The sequence below is a fragment of the Streptomyces sp. NPDC058864 genome (assembly GCF_042742985.1).
GTDB lineage: Bacteria > Actinomycetota > Actinomycetes > Streptomycetales > Streptomycetaceae > Actinacidiphila.
Genome location: NZ_JBHYMQ010000044.1, coordinates 18,556 through 35,278, shown reverse-complemented (window position 1 = coordinate 35,278; position 16,723 = coordinate 18,556). Strand labels below are relative to the sequence as shown.

At 73.6% G+C, this 16,723-nt stretch carries 20 protein-coding genes and 2 riboswitches; of the genes, 11 read left to right on the top strand and 9 right to left on the bottom strand.

The features are described 5' to 3' along the window. Positions 1-64: 64 nt before the first annotated feature. Positions 65-844 (bottom strand): SDR family NAD(P)-dependent oxidoreductase, encoded by a 780-nt coding sequence (locus ACFW3D_RS27895; protein WP_500508343.1) that lies wholly within the window; start codon positions 842-844, stop codon positions 65-67. A gap of 61 nt (positions 845-905) precedes the next feature. On the opposite strand from ACFW3D_RS27895, the gene ACFW3D_RS27890 reads away from it, so the two are divergent. From ACFW3D_RS27890 to ACFW3D_RS27880, 3 genes are read left to right on the top strand one after another with little or no spacing between them, the layout of a single operon-like run. Further along, positions 906-1,469, top strand: coding sequence for a TetR/AcrR family transcriptional regulator (locus ACFW3D_RS27890; RefSeq protein ID WP_500508341.1), 564 nt, complete (start codon positions 906-908; stop codon positions 1,467-1,469). 40 nt (positions 1,470-1,509) lie between these two features. Next, the gene (locus ACFW3D_RS27885) at positions 1,510-2,217 is read left to right on the top strand and encodes an NADPH-dependent F420 reductase (protein WP_500508418.1); all 708 of its coding nucleotides are present in this window, start codon (positions 1,510-1,512) and stop codon (positions 2,215-2,217) included. Between the two features lie 42 nt (positions 2,218-2,259). Then, a complete protein-coding gene (locus tag ACFW3D_RS27880) occupies positions 2,260-3,195 on the top strand; it encodes an AraC family transcriptional regulator (RefSeq protein WP_500508339.1) in 936 nt (311 codons plus the stop codon). Between the two features lie 49 nt (positions 3,196-3,244). Here the strand turns inward: ACFW3D_RS27880 and ACFW3D_RS27875 are convergent, their stop codons facing one another. The 4 genes from ACFW3D_RS27875 to rpmB all read right to left on the bottom strand — a co-directional run bounded on the left by ACFW3D_RS27875 (position 3,245) and on the right by rpmB (position 5,046). Beyond that, positions 3,245-3,946, bottom strand: a complete 702-nt coding sequence (locus tag ACFW3D_RS27875) for an alpha/beta fold hydrolase (RefSeq protein WP_500508337.1) — start codon at positions 3,944-3,946, stop codon at positions 3,245-3,247. 217 nt (positions 3,947-4,163) lie between these two features. Beyond that, positions 4,164-4,436, bottom strand: coding sequence for a type B 50S ribosomal protein L31 (locus ACFW3D_RS27870; RefSeq protein ID WP_500508334.1), 273 nt, complete (start codon positions 4,434-4,436; stop codon positions 4,164-4,166). 68 nt (positions 4,437-4,504) lie between these two features. Continuing rightward, positions 4,505-4,810: a 30S ribosomal protein S14 gene (gene rpsN, locus ACFW3D_RS27865; RefSeq protein ID WP_500508332.1), complete on the bottom strand. Its 306-nt coding sequence runs from the start codon at positions 4,808-4,810 to the stop codon at positions 4,505-4,507. Then, on the bottom strand, positions 4,810-5,046 hold the full coding sequence (gene rpmB, locus ACFW3D_RS27860; RefSeq protein ID WP_500508330.1) for a 50S ribosomal protein L28: 237 nt from the start codon (positions 5,044-5,046) through the stop codon (positions 4,810-4,812). Before rpmB ends, rpsN begins: the two co-directional genes overlap by 1 nt. An 85-nt stretch (positions 5,047-5,131) precedes the next feature. On the opposite strand from rpmB, the gene rpmG reads away from it, so the two are divergent. Genes rpmG through rpmF form a run of 4 tightly spaced genes read left to right on the top strand, consistent with a single transcriptional unit; the run spans position 5,132 to position 7,023 of the window. Then, positions 5,132-5,296, top strand: coding sequence for a 50S ribosomal protein L33 (rpmG, locus tag ACFW3D_RS27855; RefSeq protein ID WP_500508328.1), 165 nt, complete (start codon positions 5,132-5,134; stop codon positions 5,294-5,296). 49 nt (positions 5,297-5,345) lie between these two features. Next, positions 5,346-6,521 carry a CobW family GTP-binding protein gene (locus ACFW3D_RS27850; RefSeq protein WP_500508325.1) on the top strand — a complete coding sequence of 392 codons (1,176 nt, stop codon included), beginning with the start codon at positions 5,346-5,348 and terminating at the stop codon, positions 6,519-6,521. 34 nt (positions 6,522-6,555) lie between these two features. Then, positions 6,556-6,822, top strand: a complete 267-nt coding sequence (rpsR, locus tag ACFW3D_RS27845) for a 30S ribosomal protein S18 (RefSeq protein WP_500508323.1) — start codon at positions 6,556-6,558, stop codon at positions 6,820-6,822. Positions 6,823-6,852: 30 nt separating this feature from the next. Beyond that, positions 6,853-7,023, top strand: a complete 171-nt coding sequence (gene rpmF / locus ACFW3D_RS27840; RefSeq protein WP_500508321.1) for a 50S ribosomal protein L32 — start codon at positions 6,853-6,855, stop codon at positions 7,021-7,023. A gap of 18 nt (positions 7,024-7,041) precedes the next feature. Here rpmF and ACFW3D_RS27835 read toward each other — a convergent pair whose 3' ends face one another. The 3 genes from ACFW3D_RS27835 to ACFW3D_RS27825 form a co-directional block, all read right to left on the bottom strand. Next, positions 7,042-8,169: an LLM class flavin-dependent oxidoreductase gene (locus ACFW3D_RS27835; protein WP_500508319.1), complete on the bottom strand. Its 1,128-nt coding sequence runs from the start codon at positions 8,167-8,169 to the stop codon at positions 7,042-7,044. Positions 8,170-8,230: 61 nt separating this feature from the next. Next, positions 8,231-9,607, bottom strand: coding sequence for an NtaA/DmoA family FMN-dependent monooxygenase (locus ACFW3D_RS27830; protein ID WP_500508317.1), 1,377 nt, complete (start codon positions 9,605-9,607; stop codon positions 8,231-8,233). 15 nt (positions 9,608-9,622) lie between these two features. Then, positions 9,623-10,846, bottom strand: a complete 1,224-nt coding sequence (locus ACFW3D_RS27825) for an LLM class flavin-dependent oxidoreductase (RefSeq protein ID WP_500508315.1) — start codon at positions 10,844-10,846, stop codon at positions 9,623-9,625. Between the two features lie 348 nt (positions 10,847-11,194). Continuing rightward, positions 11,195-11,308: riboswitch (SAM riboswitch) on the bottom strand. Positions 11,309-11,478: 170 nt separating this feature from the next. Continuing rightward, a riboswitch (SAM riboswitch) is annotated at positions 11,479-11,582 on the top strand. Between the two features lie 200 nt (positions 11,583-11,782). On the opposite strand from ACFW3D_RS27825, the gene ACFW3D_RS27820 reads away from it, so the two are divergent. After that, entirely contained in the window at positions 11,783-12,574 is a 792-nt protein-coding gene (locus tag ACFW3D_RS27820) for a glutathione S-transferase C-terminal domain-containing protein (protein ID WP_500508313.1), read from the top strand. 71 nt (positions 12,575-12,645) lie between these two features. Here ACFW3D_RS27820 and ACFW3D_RS27815 read toward each other — a convergent pair whose 3' ends face one another. Next, positions 12,646-13,152, bottom strand: coding sequence for a cupin domain-containing protein (locus ACFW3D_RS27815; protein ID WP_500508311.1), 507 nt, complete (start codon positions 13,150-13,152; stop codon positions 12,646-12,648). Between the two features lie 138 nt (positions 13,153-13,290). On the opposite strand from ACFW3D_RS27815, the gene ACFW3D_RS27810 reads away from it, so the two are divergent. From ACFW3D_RS27810 to ACFW3D_RS27800, 3 genes are all read left to right on the top strand, one after another. Then, positions 13,291-13,725 carry an RrF2 family transcriptional regulator gene (locus tag ACFW3D_RS27810; RefSeq protein ID WP_500508309.1) on the top strand — a complete coding sequence of 145 codons (435 nt, stop codon included), beginning with the start codon at positions 13,291-13,293 and terminating at the stop codon, positions 13,723-13,725. Continuing rightward, positions 13,722-14,639 carry a DsbA family oxidoreductase gene (locus tag ACFW3D_RS27805; protein ID WP_500508306.1) on the top strand — a complete coding sequence of 306 codons (918 nt, stop codon included), beginning with the start codon at positions 13,722-13,724 and terminating at the stop codon, positions 14,637-14,639. The genes ACFW3D_RS27810 and ACFW3D_RS27805 overlap by 4 nt, the downstream gene beginning before the upstream one ends. Positions 14,640-15,123: 484 nt before the next feature. Beyond that, positions 15,124-16,698, top strand: a complete 1,575-nt coding sequence (locus tag ACFW3D_RS27800) for an ABC transporter substrate-binding protein (RefSeq protein WP_500508303.1) — start codon at positions 15,124-15,126, stop codon at positions 16,696-16,698. Positions 16,699-16,723 lie beyond the last annotated feature (25 nt).

The window sequence follows — 16,723 nt, the reverse complement described above, 5'->3', positions numbered from 1 at the left end:
ACGCCGCCGGCCCGGCGACCTGCCCCGGCCACCCCGAGGACGCCCGGGGTGCCGACGTCCCGGGTCACGTCACGGAGCGGATGGTGCCGCCGTCCACGCGGATGGTGGCGCCACTGATGTAGTCCGCGTAGGGGCTCGCCAGGTAGGCGACGGCGCCGGCGATCTCCTCGGGGCGGCCGAAGCGGCCGACGTCGTTGGGCACGAACTCCCGGGCGGCGTTGCGCTCGATCTCCTCCCACGACCGGCCCCAGCCGCGCTCCGGCGCGAGTCCGGTGATCAGTTCCTCCACCGCGTCGACGAGGATCGCCCCGGGAGAGACCACGTTGGAGGTCACCCCGGTGTCCTTCAGCTCCCGCGCCAGGGAGACGGCCAGGTTGTGCCGCGCCGCGAGCGACGCGTTGTAGTGGGGCTGCATCGCGATCGGCTGCGAGGCGAGCCCGCCGCCGATCTGGATCACCCGGCCCCAGCCTCGCTCGCGCATTCCGGGCACCAGCCGCTGGATCATGCGCACGCCCGAGACCACGTTCACCTCGTACGTCCGCAGCCAATCCGCCGAGGTGGCTCCGGCCCAGCCGACGTGGTCGTACGAGCCGGCGTTGTTGACCAGGACGTCGACCTCGCCCGCGACGCGGGCCACGGCGTCCGCGCCGTCGTCCGTGGCGAGGTCACCGATCGCCACGGCGACCGCGCCGGTCTTCTCCGCCACCTCGCGCGTGCGCGCCCCGTCGCGGCCGTGCACCACGACGTCGGCACCCTCCGCGGCGAGCAGCCGGGCGATCGCCGCGCCGAGGCCGGAGCTGGAGCCGGTCACGAGGGCCCGGCGGCCGGTCAGGTTCAGATCCATCCCACTGCCCTTCCGATCATGTATACGTTCGTAGACATGGCTGTAGTCTACACTCGTAAACATGACGACTCCGCGACGCCGCGACGCGACCGCCACCAGGGAGGCCATCCTGCGGGCGGGCATCGAGGCCTTCACCCGGTACGGCTACGACGGCGTCGGGGTCCGGGAGATCGCCAAGGCCGCCGGGGTCACGGCGATGCTGGTGGGCCGCTACTTCGGCTCCAAGGAAGGGCTCTTCGCGGAGGTGGTGGAGGCGTCCATGACCGAGCGCACGGTCCTCGGCAGCGACCCGGCCACCCTCGCCCGTGACGTGGCCGCAGCGCTGGTCCGCCGCACCGCACCGGAGGCCGAGAGCCTCGATCCCTTCCTCCTCATGCTGCGCTCGGCGCCCAACCCCCGCGCCGCGGAGATCCTGCGGGCCGGCATCGAGAACCACGTCGAGACGCATCTGCTCGACGTCGCACCCCAGTTGCGGGGAACGGACCGGGCTGCCATGGCCCTCTCCGTCATCGCCGGCTTCTGGCTGATGCGCAGGATCATCGGCAGCACCGCGCTCAACGACACCGACGAGCAGGCTCTGGCGCAGAGGCTGGAGCAGGTGTTCACCCTGCTCCTCGGCGACTGACCGCAGACCGCTTCGCCCTCGTTCCGGGTCCGGAAACAGAATCGCGCGGCACGGGGTTTCCCTCTACATGGCTACTCTCGGACTGATCGGCAGCGGACACATCGGCGGCACCCTGGCGCGGCTCGCCGTGAACGCGGGCCTGGACGTGGTGCTCAGCAACTCGCGCGGGCCGGAGACCCTGGACGGTCTGGTGGCCGAGCTGGGCCCCCGGGCACGGGCGGCGACCCCGGCCGAGGCTGCCGCGGCGGGCGACTGGGTCGTGGTGACGATCCCGCTCGCGGCCTTCGACCAGGTCCCCGCGGCCCCGCTGGCCGGGAAGACGGTCATCGACACCGGCAACTACTACCCCCAGCGCGACGGCCGGATCGCCGCGCTCGAGGACGGGACCACCACGGAGAGCGGGCTGCTCCAGAGCCACCTGCCCGACGCCCATGTGGTGAAGGCGTTCAACAACATCTTCTTCCGCCACCTCGCCGACCTCCCCCGCCCCAAGGGCTCACCCGACCGGACCGCCCTGCCGATCGCCGGCGACGACCCGGCCGCCGTCGACCACGCCGCGGAACTCCTCGACGTACTCGGCTACGATGCGGTCGGCTACGGCGCCCTCGCCGACAGCTGGCGTTCCCAGCCCGGCACCCCCGTCTACGGTCTGCCCTACGGGGGCGGCGAGGCCGAATTCAACAAGGTCGCCGCGACCCCCGTACCCGCCGACGCGATCCGGGCCGCGCTCGCCGCCGCCACCCGCTGAAGGACGCGCCGCGCGGCATCCGCCGACGGCGCCGGAGGACACGTGACCGATCCGCTGACCGACGTCCTGGGGCTGCTGGAACTGCGCAGCGCGCAGTTCGCGCGGCTGGAGGCCCAGGAGCCGTGGGCCATCGGCTTCCCCGGCTTCCGGCACGTCAAGTTCGGCGCCGTGCTGGAGGGGAACTGCCGCATCGTCGTGGACGGGGTGCCGGAGCCGGTGCCCCTGAAGGAGGGCGACTGCTACCTGCTGGGCGGCGGTCGCGTCTACGAGCTGTCGGGCGGCCCCGAGGTCCCGGCGGCGGCGAGCGAGGAGGTCTTCGCGGGCTTCCAGCCGGGCGGCACGCTCCGGATCGGCACGGTGCGCGACGTGGTCATGGTGGGCTGCGGATTCGACCTCGACGAGGGCAACGCCGCCGTACTCCTGGACGTACTGCCGCCCCTGATCCACGTCGGTGCCGGGTCCCCCGCGGCGGAGGGCATCCGGGCGGCGCTCGAACTGCTCCGCGCGGAGAGCTGCGAGCCCGCGCTGGGCACGCCCTTCGTGACGGAGCGGCTCGCGCACGTCCTGCTCGTGCACCTGCTCAGAGCACATGTGGCCGAGCACGGACCGGAGGGCGGCGCCTGGCTCACCGCGCTCGCCGACCGGCACATCGGGGCCGCGCTCGGCCTGATGCACGACCGGCCCGCGCACCCCTGGACGGTGGCCGAACTGGCCGGGGAGAGCGGGATGTCGAGGTCCCGGTTCGCCGACCGGTTCACCAGGACCGTGGGCGTCCCGCCGCTGGAGTACCTCGCCGGCTGGCGCATCCGCTCGGCGGCGCGCGAGCTGAGGTCGGGCGACCGTACCGTCGCGGCGATCGCGGCGCGCTGGGGCTACGGCTCGGAGAGCTCCTTCAGCCACGCCTTCAAGCGGCTCATGGGGTCGTCGCCCGGACGCTACCGCGCGGCGGGACCGCATCGCCCCGGAGAGACCGGGTGAGGGCCCCCGGAGATGACCTCCGGGGGCCCTCGCAGCCGGGGTGCGACGGTCAGCGGCCGGCGTCGGTGGTGATCAGCTTGGCCAGCTCGACCGGCATGGACAGGAAGGACGAGTGGCCGGAGGGCAGCCGGTGGACGCGCTCCGTGCGGGCCGCCATGGCCTCCTGGAACTCGGGGGCGAGCGCCGTGTCCCGCTCGGTGAGGATGTAGGTGGAGGGCACCGTCTTCCATGCGGCGGCGGTGAGCGGTTCGCAGAAGGACCTGGCCGTCTGGAGCACCAGTCGCGCGGTGGCCTCCTCCGCGTCCTCGGGTGCGACGTCCGCGTAGAAGGCGGCCTTGGGGTCCTCGTAGTGCCCGTGCGCGGACAGCGAGTCGACGCCGGCGCCGGAGATCTTGCCGCCGCTCATGCCGTCGATGGACTCGCCCTCGTCGAGCACGAAGGCGGAGAGGTAGACGATGCGGGCGACGTTCGGCGCGTCCGCGGCGGCCTGTGTGACGGGGATACCCGCGTAGGAGTGGGCGAGGACGGTCACCGGGCCGTCGAGGACGTCCAGGCGCTCCCGGATCGCCCGCGCGTCGTCGTGCATCCCGGCCGTGTTCGCCTCGTCGGCCGAGGTGCTCGGCAGGTCGACGGTCTCGACGCGCCAGCCCAGCTCGGTGAGCTCGGGCACGAGCCGGTCGTAGCACCAGGCGCCGTGCCAGGCGCCGGGGACGAGGAGGATGGCGGGCCGGCTGTTGTCTGCAGTGGTCATGTGAGGCCTTCGGTACACGGTCGGGTACGCGGACGACGGTGACGGCGTCCGTCACCGACCGTATTTCCGGGGCCTTTGGGCGGACCATGCGCATCCGTCCGGGGTTCTTGCGCGCCCGTCCCGCGCCCGCTTCCGCGGACGCCCGCGCGCGCGGGGGCGGGACGGCGCCCGGCACCGGGGGCCGGTATCCGGGCGCCACCGAGGAGCGCGGCGGGCGTCAGCTCGCGCCGCGTGCCGTGTCCCCGTTCCCGTTCCCGTAACGGCGCCGGAACCGCTCGACGCGGCCGGCGGTGTCCACCACGCGGGCGGTGCCGGTGTAGAAGGGGTGACTCGCGGAGGAGATCTCCACGTCCACCACGGGGTAGGTGTTTCCGTCCTCCCAGACGACGGTCTTCTCGCTGGTCATCGTGGAGCGGGTGAGGAAGGCGAAGTCCGCCGCGCGGTCGCGGAAGACTACCGGACGGTAGTCCGGGTGGATGCCGGGTTTCATGGGTTCTCCGTGATGTGTCGTACGGCCCGCCGGGGGCCGCTGGTGTGGTACGCCGGGGACGGGTCCTGTCACCAGGAGGCCTTGCGCACCCCGGGCAGATGGCCCGCGTGGGCCTGGGCGCGCAGGTTGATCCGCGAGAGGCCGAAGGCGCGCAGATGGCCGCGGGCCCGGCCGTCGAGGGAGTCCCGGTTGCGGACCCTGGTGGCGCTGGCGTCGCGGGGCTGCCGGTCCAGCTCCCGCCGCGCCGCGGCCTTCTCGTGCGGTGTGGCGGTGGGACGGCGCAGGACATCCTTCAGCTCGGCGCGCCGCGCGGCGAACCGTGCCACGACGGCCTTGCGCCGCTCGTTCTTCGCGATCTTCCCGGCCTTGGCCATCAGACCTTCCCTCCCCGGGCACGGATGACGGCGACGGCCTTCTCGATGCCGATGCGGTCCACGGTCCTGATGCCCTTGGCGCTCAGCGTGAGCCGGACGGCACGGCCCTCACTGGGCAGCCAGTAGCGCTTGTGCTGGACGTTCGGGTCGAAGCGGCGCCTGGTGCGCCGGTGGGAATGCGAGACGGAGTTGCCGAAGCCGGGCTTGCGACCGGTGAGTTGGCAGTGTGCGGGCATGACGGTCCGTTCTGTTCTCTCGACGGTGGGCGGAGGACCCGTCGAGCTTATTGGAAATGAAAACCAGTTCTGTATAGTACCCGCCATGGCACGCACCGACCTACGCCCCGTCATCAAGCTCCGCTCCACCGCGGGGACCGGCCACACCTACGTGACCCGCAAGAACCGCCGGAACGACCCGGACCGCCTGGTCCTGCGCAAGTACGACCCCGCGGTCCGGCGCCACGTCGAGTTCCGCGAGGAACGCTGATCCGCGCCCCGCTCACCTGCTCCTCCCCCTGACACGAAAGGCACCTCCCGTGGACAGCAGCCCCAAGCTGCCCGTCGTCCTCGTCGGCGGTCTGCACGCCGAGGCCCGCCGCGCCGCGGTGCGCGAACTCCTGCACTCCGCCCCCGGCGCGCTCGCCCTCCACCACGACCTGAAGCCCGCCGTCGGCGGCCCCGTCCGGCGCGTCATCAGCGACCGCAGCGGCGTACTCTCCCGCGCCGACACCGAACTCGTGAACGACTGCGCCTGCTGCGCGCTCCGCGCCGACCTGCTCCCCGAACTGCTGCGGCTGGCCGCGGACCCGTCCTGCCGGCTCGCCGTCGTCGAGCTGTGGGACTCCGTGGAACCGCAGGCGATGGCCGAGGTCCTGGTCGGCACCCCGCTGCCCGACGGCAGTGTCTCGGGGAGCCTGCTCACGGCGGCCGGGGTGGTCACCTGCGTCGACCCCGCGCTCCTGCTCGACCACCTCGGCTGCGGCGACGACCTCACCGATCACGGCCTCGCCGTGGCCCCCGGCGACCACCGCACCGTCGCCGACACCCTGGCCCGGCAGCTGGAGTACGCCGGCGTCCTCGCCCTGGCACCGGTCGAGGACGCCGACCCCGGTGACGTCGAACTACTCACCCAGCTCCACCCGACGGCCCGTCAGGTCACCATCGGCACGGACCGGCTGGCCGACGCCGCACGGTCCGGCTTCGACGTCGCCGCGGCCGCCGCACGACAGCACCCGGCCTGCGCCCTGCTGCCCCAGGAGGCCGACGCCCACGGCGTCGCGACCCTGGTGTGGCGCTCCGCCCGCCCCTTCCACCCGGGGCGGCTGCACGCGGCGCTGGAGGACCTCAGCTGCGCGGCCGCCCGCAGCCGCGGCCGCTTCTGGCTGGCCGACCACCCCGACACCCTGCTCTCCTGGGAGGCCGCCGGAGGCGCGCTGTGCATCGAGGACGTCGGTCCGTGGCTCGCCGCGCTCCCCGACGCGGCGTGGGAGATGGTGCCGCCCGAACGGCGCGTCGCGGCCGCCCTGGACTGGCACCCCGAGCACGGCGACCGCGGCCAGCACCTCACGTTCACCTCGCCCGGCCTCGACCGCGAGGGGCTCGCGGCCACCCTCGACCGGTGCCTGCTCACGGACGCCGAGTACGCGGCGGGACCGGACGGCTGGCGCCGGCTCCCCCACGCCTTCGACGGCTTCCTCGACCACGCGGCCTGAACCGCACACCGCGACGACGACAGGAGACAGCACCATGACGACCGTCCGCACCGGCACGACCAGGGACCGGAACAAGGGCAAGGGCAAGGACGCCCGCAAGACCCGGCCGAACCCGCTCTTCGCCGCGGGCATCGAGTACGTCGACTACAAGGACACCGACCTGCTGCGGAAGTTCATCTCCGACCGGGGCAAGATCCGCAGCCGGCGGGTCACCCGCGTCACCGCCCGCCAGCAGCGGGCCCTCGCCCGGGCCGTGAAGAACGCCCGCGAGATGGCCCTGCTGCCGTACGCCTCGCGCTGACCGCGCGCCCCACCCGCAGAGGAGAACCCCATGGCCGTACCCAAGCGCAAGACCTCCCGCAGCAACACCCGTCACCGCAGGGCCCGCTGGAAGGCCGAGGCTCCCCATCTGGTCCCCGTCACCGTGGACGGCCGCGAGCGGTTGGTGCCCGTCCACCTCGTCCGCGCCTTCCGGCGCGGACTGCTGCCCGGGCGGGACTGACGGCTCCGCACGGGACGGTCAGCGGCGCTGCCACTCCTCGGCCAGCAGCCGGTGGGACCGCACCCGGTCCGCGTGATCGTGGGTGATGGTCGTGACGATCAACTCGTCGGCCCCGGTGGCCTCCTGGAGCTGTTCCAGTTGGTCGGCCACGCGCTGCGGCGAGCCGACGAACCGGGTCCCGACGCGGTCGGCCACCAGCGCCCGGTCCGCCTCCGTCCACGGGTGGGCCCGGGCCTCGCCGGGGGTGGGGTACTCGATGGCGCCTTCGGCGGTACGGATGCTGCGCACCCACAGGCCGTATCCGGCGGCGAGTTCGCGGGCGGTCGCGTCGTCCTCGGCGACGACGACGTCGGCGGAGACGCCGACGTACGGCTTGTCGAGCACGCCGCCCGGGCGGAAGGCGGCGCGGTAGCCCTCGACCGCCTCCAGGACGCTGCCCGGGCTGACGTGGTAGTTCGCGGCGAACCGCAGGCCGTGGCGGCCGGCGACCTCGGCGCTCTGGCCGCCGCTGCTGCCGAGGATCCACACCTCGATGTCCGCGCCCTCCCCCGGCACGACGTGTGCCTCGACGCCGTCCGCCGAGCGGTAGGTGCCGCGCAGCAGCGCCAGGATGTCGTCGACCTGCTCCCCGTAGTCCTGGGAGCGGGCGCCGGGCTGCTGCAGCAGTTGCCGCTGCAGCGCGATGCGGGGTGAGCCGAGCAGGTGCTCGAAGGAGAACTTCGGCGGGATCCTGAGTCCGTTGGGCGTGCGCCCGTCCACGACGGGTGTCGTGGACGGCACCGGGTCCGGCGTGCCGCCCGGCGGGCGGCCGCCGGAGCGGCCGAGTCCCAGGTCGAGCCGCCCGGGGTGCAGGGCGTCGACGAGGCCGAACTCCTCGACGGTGGACAGGGCGGTGCGGTGGCCGAGCTGCACGGCCCCCGAGCCGAGCCGGATCGTGGAGGTCGCGGCCGCTGTGAGGGCCAGCAGGACGGCGGGCGAGGTGCCGGCGACACCGGGGTTGAGGTGGTGCTCGGCGAACCAGTAGCGGGCGTAGCCGGACTCCTCGGCCCGCCGGGCGAGGTCGACGCTGTTGCGCAGGGCCTGCGCGGCGGTGGAACCGGAGGAGATCGGCACGAGGTCGAGGACTCCGAGCGGTGCACGGGACACGATGGGCGTTCTCCTCAGCGGTGGGGGGCGGGTTCCGGCGGCGCCGTGACGGCGCGGAGGTTCACGACGCCGCCCGGGCCTCTGCCACGGCCGCGTCGGGGTGGGCGAGTCCGAGGTGGTCGCGCAGGGTGGTGCCCTCGTAGTCGGCGCGGAACACGCCCCGTTCCTGGAGCAGCGGGACGACGGTGCCGGCGAAGGTGTCCAGGCCGCCCGGGGTGACGTGCGGGACGAGGATGAAGCCGTCGGCGGCGTCGGCCTGCACGAAGTCGTCGATGGCCTTGGCGACGGTGGCCGGGGAGCCCACGAAGGACTGGCGGCTGCCCGTCTCGATGACCAGATCGCGGATCGACCACTTGTTCGCGGCGGCCAGCTCCCGCCACTCGCGGGCGGTGGTCAGCGGGTCGCGGTACATGCGCACCTGGGCGCGGCCGCGCGCCACGGTGTTCTCGCCGGGATCGGGGTCGACGTCCGGGAGCGGTCCGTCCGGGTCGTAGGCGGACAGGTCGCGGTTCCACACGAACTCCAGGTGCTTGATCGCGGTGGCCCCGCTGACCTGCTGCCGCCTTACCTCTCGGGCGAGTTCGGCCGCCTCCGCGTCGGTGTCGCCGAGGACGAAGGTCGCGGCGGGCAGGATCAGCAACTGCCCGGGGCTGCGACCGTACTTGGGCAGCCGGCCCTTGACGTCGCGGTAGAAGGCGCGGCCCTCCTCGAACGTGCTGTACCGGCTGAAGATGGCGTCCGCGTCGGCGGCGGCGAACTCCCGGCCCTCCTCGGAGTCTCCGGCCTGGAAGATCACGGGGCGCCCCTGGGGGCTGCGCGGGACGTCGAACTGTCCGTGGATGTCGAAGTGCTGACCTTGGTGCACGAAGGATCCGGCCCGCGCGTCGCGCAGGAAGGCGCCGGTCGCCCGGTCGGCGAGGATCTCGTCGCCGCCCCAGGAGTCGAAGAGCTCGCCCGCGGTGGCGAGGAACTCCCGCGCGCGGGAGTAGCGCTCCTCCTGGGGGAGGAATCCGCCGCGGCGGAAGTTCTCCCCGGTGAAGGCGTCCCAGGAGGTGACGACGTTCCACGCGGAGCGCCCCGCGGAGAGGTGGTCGAGGCTGGCGAACTGCCGGGCGACCTCGTAGGGCTCGTTGAAGGTGGAGTTGATGGTGCCGGTGAGTCCGATGCGTTCGGTGACGGCGGCGAGCGCGGCGAGGACCGTGAAGGTGTCGGGGCGGCCGACCACGTCCAGGTCGTGGATCCTGCCGCCCTGTTCGCGCAGCCGCAGGCCCTCGGCGAGGAACAGGAAGTCGAACTTGGCGCGTTCGGCGGTCCGGGCGAAGTGCGCGAAGGAGCCGAACTCGATGTGGCTGCCGGCCTGCGGGTCGCTCCACACGGTGGTGTTGTTGACCCCGGGGAAGTGGGCGGCCAGATGGATCTGCTTCAGGGGCTTGCTCATGGCGGTTCCTCCGGCTCAGGCGGTCGCGCTGGTGGCGGTGTAGCGGTTGGCGGGGCGGGGCAGCCCGAGCAGGCCGCGCAGGGTGCGGGCCTCGTAGGCGTCCCGGAACGCGCCGCGGCGCCGCAGTTCCGGGACGAGGCCCCGGGTGATCGCCGGCAGGTCGTGGCCGATCACTGCGGGGCGCAGCCGGAAGCCGGTCAGCCCGGCCCGCTGCCACTCCAGCAGCAGGTCGGCGAGGCCCCCGGGAGTGCCGGCGAAGACCCTCGCGTCGCTGGTGTACGGCGTGCCGGCGAGTCCGTCGAGCCGGTCCAGGCGGGCCCGCGCCGCGGCGGCGTCCTCGTCGAGCAGGACCACGAGATCACCGAAGACGTGCAGGGTCTCGCGCTCGCGGCCGGCGTCCTGCTGCGCTGCGCGGATCTCGGCGACGATCACCCGGGCCTGGTCGCCGTCGTGCGGGGTGACGTATCCGATGTCGGCGGAGCGGGCGACGAGCCGGAACGGCACGCCGCTGTGGGCGAGGGCGCTGACGACGGGCTGACCCTGGGGCGGCCGGGGTGTGATGGAGGGACCCTTGACACTGAAGTACGGGCCGTCGAAGTCGATGTAGTGGAGCTTGTCGCGGTCGATGAAGCGGCCGGTGGCGACATCGCGGATCTCCGCGTCGTCCTCCCAGCTGTCCCAGAGCCGGCGCACCACCTCGACGTGGTCGGCCGCCTCCTCGAAGAGGCCGGTCACCAGCTCGCGTACCGCCGGGGTGTCCAGGTCCTCGACGCCGAACGGGGGGATGACGCGCCTGCCGAAGTGCGCGGCCTCGTTCCGCCTGGCCGAGACCTGGACGCGCAGACCGGCCCGGCCGGTGCTCACGTAGTCGAGGGTGGCGATGGCCTTGGAGAGGTGGAACGGCTCGGTGTGCGTGGCGACCACCGTCGGCACGAGACCGATGTGCCGGGTCAGGGGAGCCACGCGCGCGGCGACCAGGACGGCGTCCAGGCGGCCGCGCACCTGGTCGGTGCGTCCGTCGGGCTCGGTGGGGTGGGAGGACTGCGGGCCGAGGGAGTCCTCGATCGTCACGAAGTCGAGCAGCCCCCGCTCGGCCTCGGTGACCACGTCCTGCCAGTAGCGGGCGGTGAGCAGTTCACGGGGCCGGGCCTCCGGCTCACGCCAGGCGGCCGGGTGCCAGCCGGCCCCGTCGAGGGCCACGGCGAGGTGCAACGGGGCGTGCGGCGACGGTTCGGTCATGGGGGACTCCAGCGGATCGGTACGCCCCGGTCGCGCACGCGGCGGCGGCACCCCGCCGGGATCGGGTGCCGGCGGGCGTGGCGAGAGGGCGGAGAGGCGGGCGGAGCGGGCATGTGCGGGAGGGCGCGCCACCGCGTCAGCGGCGGTGGCGGGCGCCGGGGTTCAGGAAGCCGTCAGCCTTGACAGAGGGCGCGACAGGGCGCGGTACACGCGCGACAGGAGGCGCCGTGGACGGGGAGCGCGGCGAGGGGGAGCCGTGGATGCGACGGGACGCGGCCGTGGGGCCGCCGTGCGGCCGTCCCCGGGGCTGCGTGCATCGTCGTCACCGTCGCCGTTCCGCCCCGCGGGGCCTCGCGTTCACCGTCGTCATCGGACGTACGGTCCGGTCGTCGTCCGGGGCGCCGCACCGCGACGCGGAGGTCGCCGGCCGGCGAGCCCGGGTTCATGCCGGAGCTCATGCCCGATCTGCGGCGTAAGTTAGGCACGGCCCGCGGGGAATGTCAACGACGCCGTCTCACATCGTGAGCGGTGTCATGAGACGTGAACGACCGCCTTGACGCACGGGGTTTGACGACTCGACACTGATGGGCAGGTCACGATCGTCAGCGCCCCCCGACGCCGCTCCGCGGCACGGTGGGTCATCGGCCCCGGCCCGCTGACCGGCAACCCTCACATCGCGGTGGGGTGCCCCGGGTGACGACCTGGTCCCGCCGGTGCGGCGGGGCAAGCGCGGTCCCGCGTCCAGCGGGCCCCGAGCCGGGGAGGTGGACATGCCCAGGGCACGAGCCCTTCTCCTCACCCGCCGCCTGCACATCGACTTCCTCCGCGTCTGCAGCTCGTCCGGCACGGCCGGCTGACCCCCGCTCAGGACCTTCGGCCGTCCCGCCGCCGGTGCCCATGGGGCGACCGGTGGCCCCGCCACGCCTTGGAGAGCGCATGACCGAGACGACGATCCCGCAGGACCCCGGCCTCCACGTCTCCTGTTCCGCACTGCCGCGCACGTCCCGCCCCGACCGCTTCCGCAGCCGCATCGGAGTGGACCTGGCCGGTGGCTTCTATCCGGCGCCGCGCCGCTACGAGTTGTTCCTGTCACCGGGGTGCCCGCTCTCGCAGCGGGTCGCCATCACCCTCGACCTGCTGGGGCTGCGGGACTCCGTCGTCACGACGCCCGTCCCGGCAGGGGCGGCCGGCGACACGGCGACCGCGGCACTGCGCAGGGCGTACGAGGCCACGTGGCACCGCTACGACGGGCCGCTCACCGTGCCCGCGCTGTGCGACCGGTGGACCGGACGGGTCGTCAGCAACCACACCCCGGACATCCTCGGGGACCTCGCGGGCCGCCTCGGCGCCGAGGTGTGCGGCTCCGGGACCCCGCTGTGTCCACCGGCGCTCCTGACCGACATCGAGGCCGTCCGGCACACGGTCGACTCGGGTATCACGCGGGCCGTGCAACCGGCCGCGGACGGTGCGCCGCCCGACCGGGACACGGCCCTGCGGACCGTGCACGCCGCGCTCGGACTGCTGGAGCACCGGCTGGCCCACGGCGGGCCCCACGTACTGGGCGCACAGCTGACCGCCGCGGACATCGACGTGTGGGTGGCCCTCGCCCACCTGGCGAAGGACCTGCTCTCCCCCTACGGCCACCTCACGGCGTACCTCGCCCGGCTGGACGCGCACCCGGCCTTCCACGCACAACGGACGGCCGCCCCGCTCGCGCCTGTCGCCTGACGCACGGGCCGTCCCCGCTCCCACCGTACGGGGCTGGAGCGGGGACGGCCCCGGGGCGCGCGCCGGCCCGCTCAGGCGTCCTCGGCCGGAAGGGCGTACAGGCCGGGGAGGTTGACCACGATCGCCTCCTGGGTGCTGCGGGCGATGACGACCACGGCCTCCTCCGCGGGGTCCGGGTTCTCCTCGCGGTGCGGCACGAACGGGGGGACGAAGACGTAGTCGCCCGGCGCGGTGCGCAGGCGCACTTCCTCGGGCGCGTCGCCCGAGTCGTCGAGGAAGACGAACTCGGGGTGCCCGCTCACCACGTAGATCGCGGTCTCGGACTCGCCGTGGTGGTGGTCGGAGGACGAGGTCGCCGGGGCCACGTGGGTCTGCCCCAGCCACAGCTTCTCCGACCCCACGGTCCGCCCGCTGACGGCGGCGAACCTGCGCATCCCGCCGGTCTGCGCGGTCTCCCCGTCCAGGGCGTCCGCGCGGATGTGGTGCAGCCGCGTGTGCAGGGGCGCCGCCCCGTGCCCGGGCGCGTCGTGGAGATGGGGGTGGAAGCCTTCACCGGGGTTCGTCAGGGGCTCGCTCATGGCCGGGACGCTAGGGCGGCCCCGAAAAGGATGTCAAGAAGTGTCCTTTGGGGTTCACCTGCGGCAATGCTGCCGCAATGTACGGGCGCGGCGGCGGAACCCCCGGGCCGTACGGGCGGGTTCGGGCATGATGGGCCCATGCACATCTCCGCGAAGGCGGACTACGCCACGCGGGCTCTGCTGGAGCTCGCCTGTGAGCCTGCCCGCCCCCTGACCTGCGAGGCCATCGCCTCCGCGCAGCAGATCCCGTTCCGCTTCCTGAAGTCCGTGGTGGGCGAGCTGCGCAGGGCCGGGCTGGTGCGCAGCCAGCGCGGCTGCGAGGGCGGCTACTGGCTCGGCCGGCCCGCCGGCGAGATCACCCTCCTGGACGTGGCACGCGCCGTGGACGGCGAGTTGATCACCCTGCGGGGCGAGTCGCTGGCCGGGCTCGGCTACCCCGGTCCGGCGGCCGGTCTGCCCGGGGTGTGGCGCCAGGTCGAGGCGGGGGCGGCGGCGGTGCTCGGTGTGGTGACCCTGGCCTCGCTCCTGCCCGCGGACGCCGCGGAAGGCCTGGACCGGAAGGGAGCCGCGTGACGGCGGCACCTCCGCAGCCGGCCGTGGAGGTGGTGGAGTACACCGATCCGCTGTGCCCGTGGGCCTGGGGGTCGGAGCCGGTGTTCCGGAGGCTGCGGGCGGCACTGGGCGGCCGGGTGCGATGGCGCCGGGTGTACGGCGTCCTGTTCGACGCCGACGACGACCCGGCGCCCGACCCGGCCGCGGAGACCGCCTGGTACGCCCGGTACGTGCAGGAGATCAGCGCGCACACCCGGGCCCCGCGGCCGGAGCGTCTGAGCCGGGTGGCGGCGAGTTCCTGGCCCGCCTCGCTGGTCGCCAAGGCCGCCGAACTGCAGGGCGAGGAGGCGGCCGGGCGGGTGCTGCGCCGGCTCCGGGAGACCGTCTTCGTACTCGGCGAGCCCGCCGACACGCCCGCGCTCGCGCTCGCCGCGGTTCGCGGCACGCCGGGACTGGAACCGGTACGGCTGGCCGCCGACGCGGCGTCCGGCGACGTCCTGGAGCGGGTACGAGCCGACCGCGCGGAGGCGCGTCGCCCGGTGCGCGAGGTGCTGTCGGTGCGGAGCCCGTCTCCGCATCCCGGTGCGGCCAAGGAGACCGGCGACGGCGGGCACCGGTACGCGCTGCCGACCCTGCTCGTGCGCTCCCCGGCCGGGCAGCGCGTGGTGCCCGGCTGGCGGCCCTACGAGGAGTACGCCGCGGCCGTCGAGGAGTCGGCCCCGGGACTGCTGCGGCCCCCCGAGCCGCTGCCGCCGTCCGAGGCGCTGCGGCGCCACCGCAGCCTCACCGATCCCGAGCGGGCGGTGCTGGTGACGGGGACCTGGCCACCGCCGGAGGCGGTCCGGGTGGACACCGGCAACGGTCCGCTGTGGCTGCACCCAGAGGAGGCCGCGACGCACCCCGCGACCGCTCACGGTGCTCTCGGCTTGCGGTGAACGGCCGCTGATCAGCCGTCAGGACGCCGTCCCGCCAAATGAGACACCAATTGGTGTCTATTGACAGCCGCTCTCGGCGCTCGCCAGGATGAACAGCATGCTCACGACGCACCCCGGTGTGGTGTGCCGCTACGTGGACCTGCGGCGCACCTGCAGCGCCCTCTGTCGCTGACCGGCCGCCCACGGCCCACAGGCGCCTGACCGTATCCGTCAGCACCGGCCGCGCCGCCGCCCCGTCGAGCCGCGCCGGCCGCCCGCGCCACCCCTTCCGCGCTTCGCCGCCTTCTCCCACCGCATCCCGGTGAGCCCCCGCGTACCCCCGAACGCCCTGCCCTGAGCGCGGTGTGCCCGACGTTGCTCGCGAGCCCCCGTCGGCACGACCGCACCGGCACGGGACGGCGTCCGGCGCGGGTGCGCACCGTGCCCGCCGCCACGCCCCCGCCTGCCCTGATCCGGTCCGGGGGCCCTCGAAGAAAGCACTCACATGCCCGGACGACTCACGCCCCGCCGCCCCGGACCCGCCTCTCCTGCCGCCCGGCGCCCGGTCCGGCTGCGCGGCGCGGCCCTCGGGACCGCCCTCGTCTCCGTCCTCGTCCCCGTCCTCGGCGCCTGCGGTGGTGGTGCCGGCGCGTCGACCGGCGGCGCCACACTGAAGTGGGCCTCCTCCTACTTCCCCGCCCACTGGGACCCGGTGGTCTCCGGCAGCGGTGCCCAGTTCCGCGAACTCGCCCTTGTGTACGCCTCGTTGACGCGCACCGACGAGAAGGGCAACGCCGTCCCCGACCTCGCCAGGAGCTGGGAGTACAACGACGAGGGCGACGAGGTCACCTTCCACCTCCGCCCCGGCCTGAAGTTCAGCGACGGAGAGCCGGTCGACGCCGCGGCGGTCAAGGCCGCGATCGAGCGGGCCAAGAAGCAGAAGAACTCGGCGCTCTTCGGCGACCTGACGTCGATCGGGTCGGTGGACGCGAACGGACTGGACGCGGTCGTCCACCTCACCCAGATCGACTACCAGATACCCCAGTTGCTCGGTCAGCGCGTCCTGCAGATCGCCAGCCCCAAGGCGGCCGCGAACCCGCGGAAGCTGGACCAAAGCCCCGTCGGCGCTGGTCCGTTCGTGGTGGAGCAGCTGGTCCCCGGCACCAAGGTGCTGCTGAAGAAGAACCCGGACTACTGGGACGCGAAGAACATCCACATCGACGGCGTGGAACTCGTCTCCGCCCCCGACGCGTCCACGGTCGTCTCCGGCCTCCAGACCGGCGTCTACAACTTCGCCGACCTCGACCCGAGTCAGGCGGACGCCGCCCAGAAGGCCGGCCTGGACGTCTTCGTGCAGCCCGGCTTCAACGCCTCGAACCTCAGCCTCAACGTCAACAAGCCGCCGTTCGACGACGACAGGGTCGTCGACGCCGTCCGCCACGCGGTCAACCGCCGCGAATTCGTCGACAAATTGACCTTCGGCTACGGCGAGACGACCGACCAACCCTTCCCCAAGGGGTACGTGGCCTACGACCCGCAGTCCCGGGACGCCTACCCGTACGACCCGGCGAAATCCCGGAAGCTCCTCGCCGAGGCCGGACACAAGGCGGGCGACATCAAGCTCGACCTCGTCATCCCGGCCGAGGACCCGCAGGCCGAGATCGTGCAGTCGCAGCTGGCGGCGGTCGGCATCACCGTCCGTATCAGGATCGACAAGAACTGGGCGACGCCCTTCTTCGCCAAGGATCTGACGTTCTCGCTCTACGGCACAACGGGCCGCGACTCCGCCGTGCAGACCCTGACCGCACACTTCGGGCCGAACGGCCCGCTGAACCTCAGCACGCCCTACGAGCCGGCCGGCTTCGACGCTGCCGTGGCGAAGGTCCGCCGCACGCCGCTGGACTCCCCCGACTACGTCCGGAACCTCCAGGCCGCCACCCGGGCGGGGCTGAAGAGCAAGGCCCTGGTGTTCACCTACTCCTCGCCGAACCTCTTCGCCAAGAGCAAGACGATCTCCGGCCTGCCGAAGAACCCGGCCCACATCGACTGGACCGGCGTGACCATCGCCGGCGGCAGCTGACCACCGTCCACCACCGAGGGGAGGC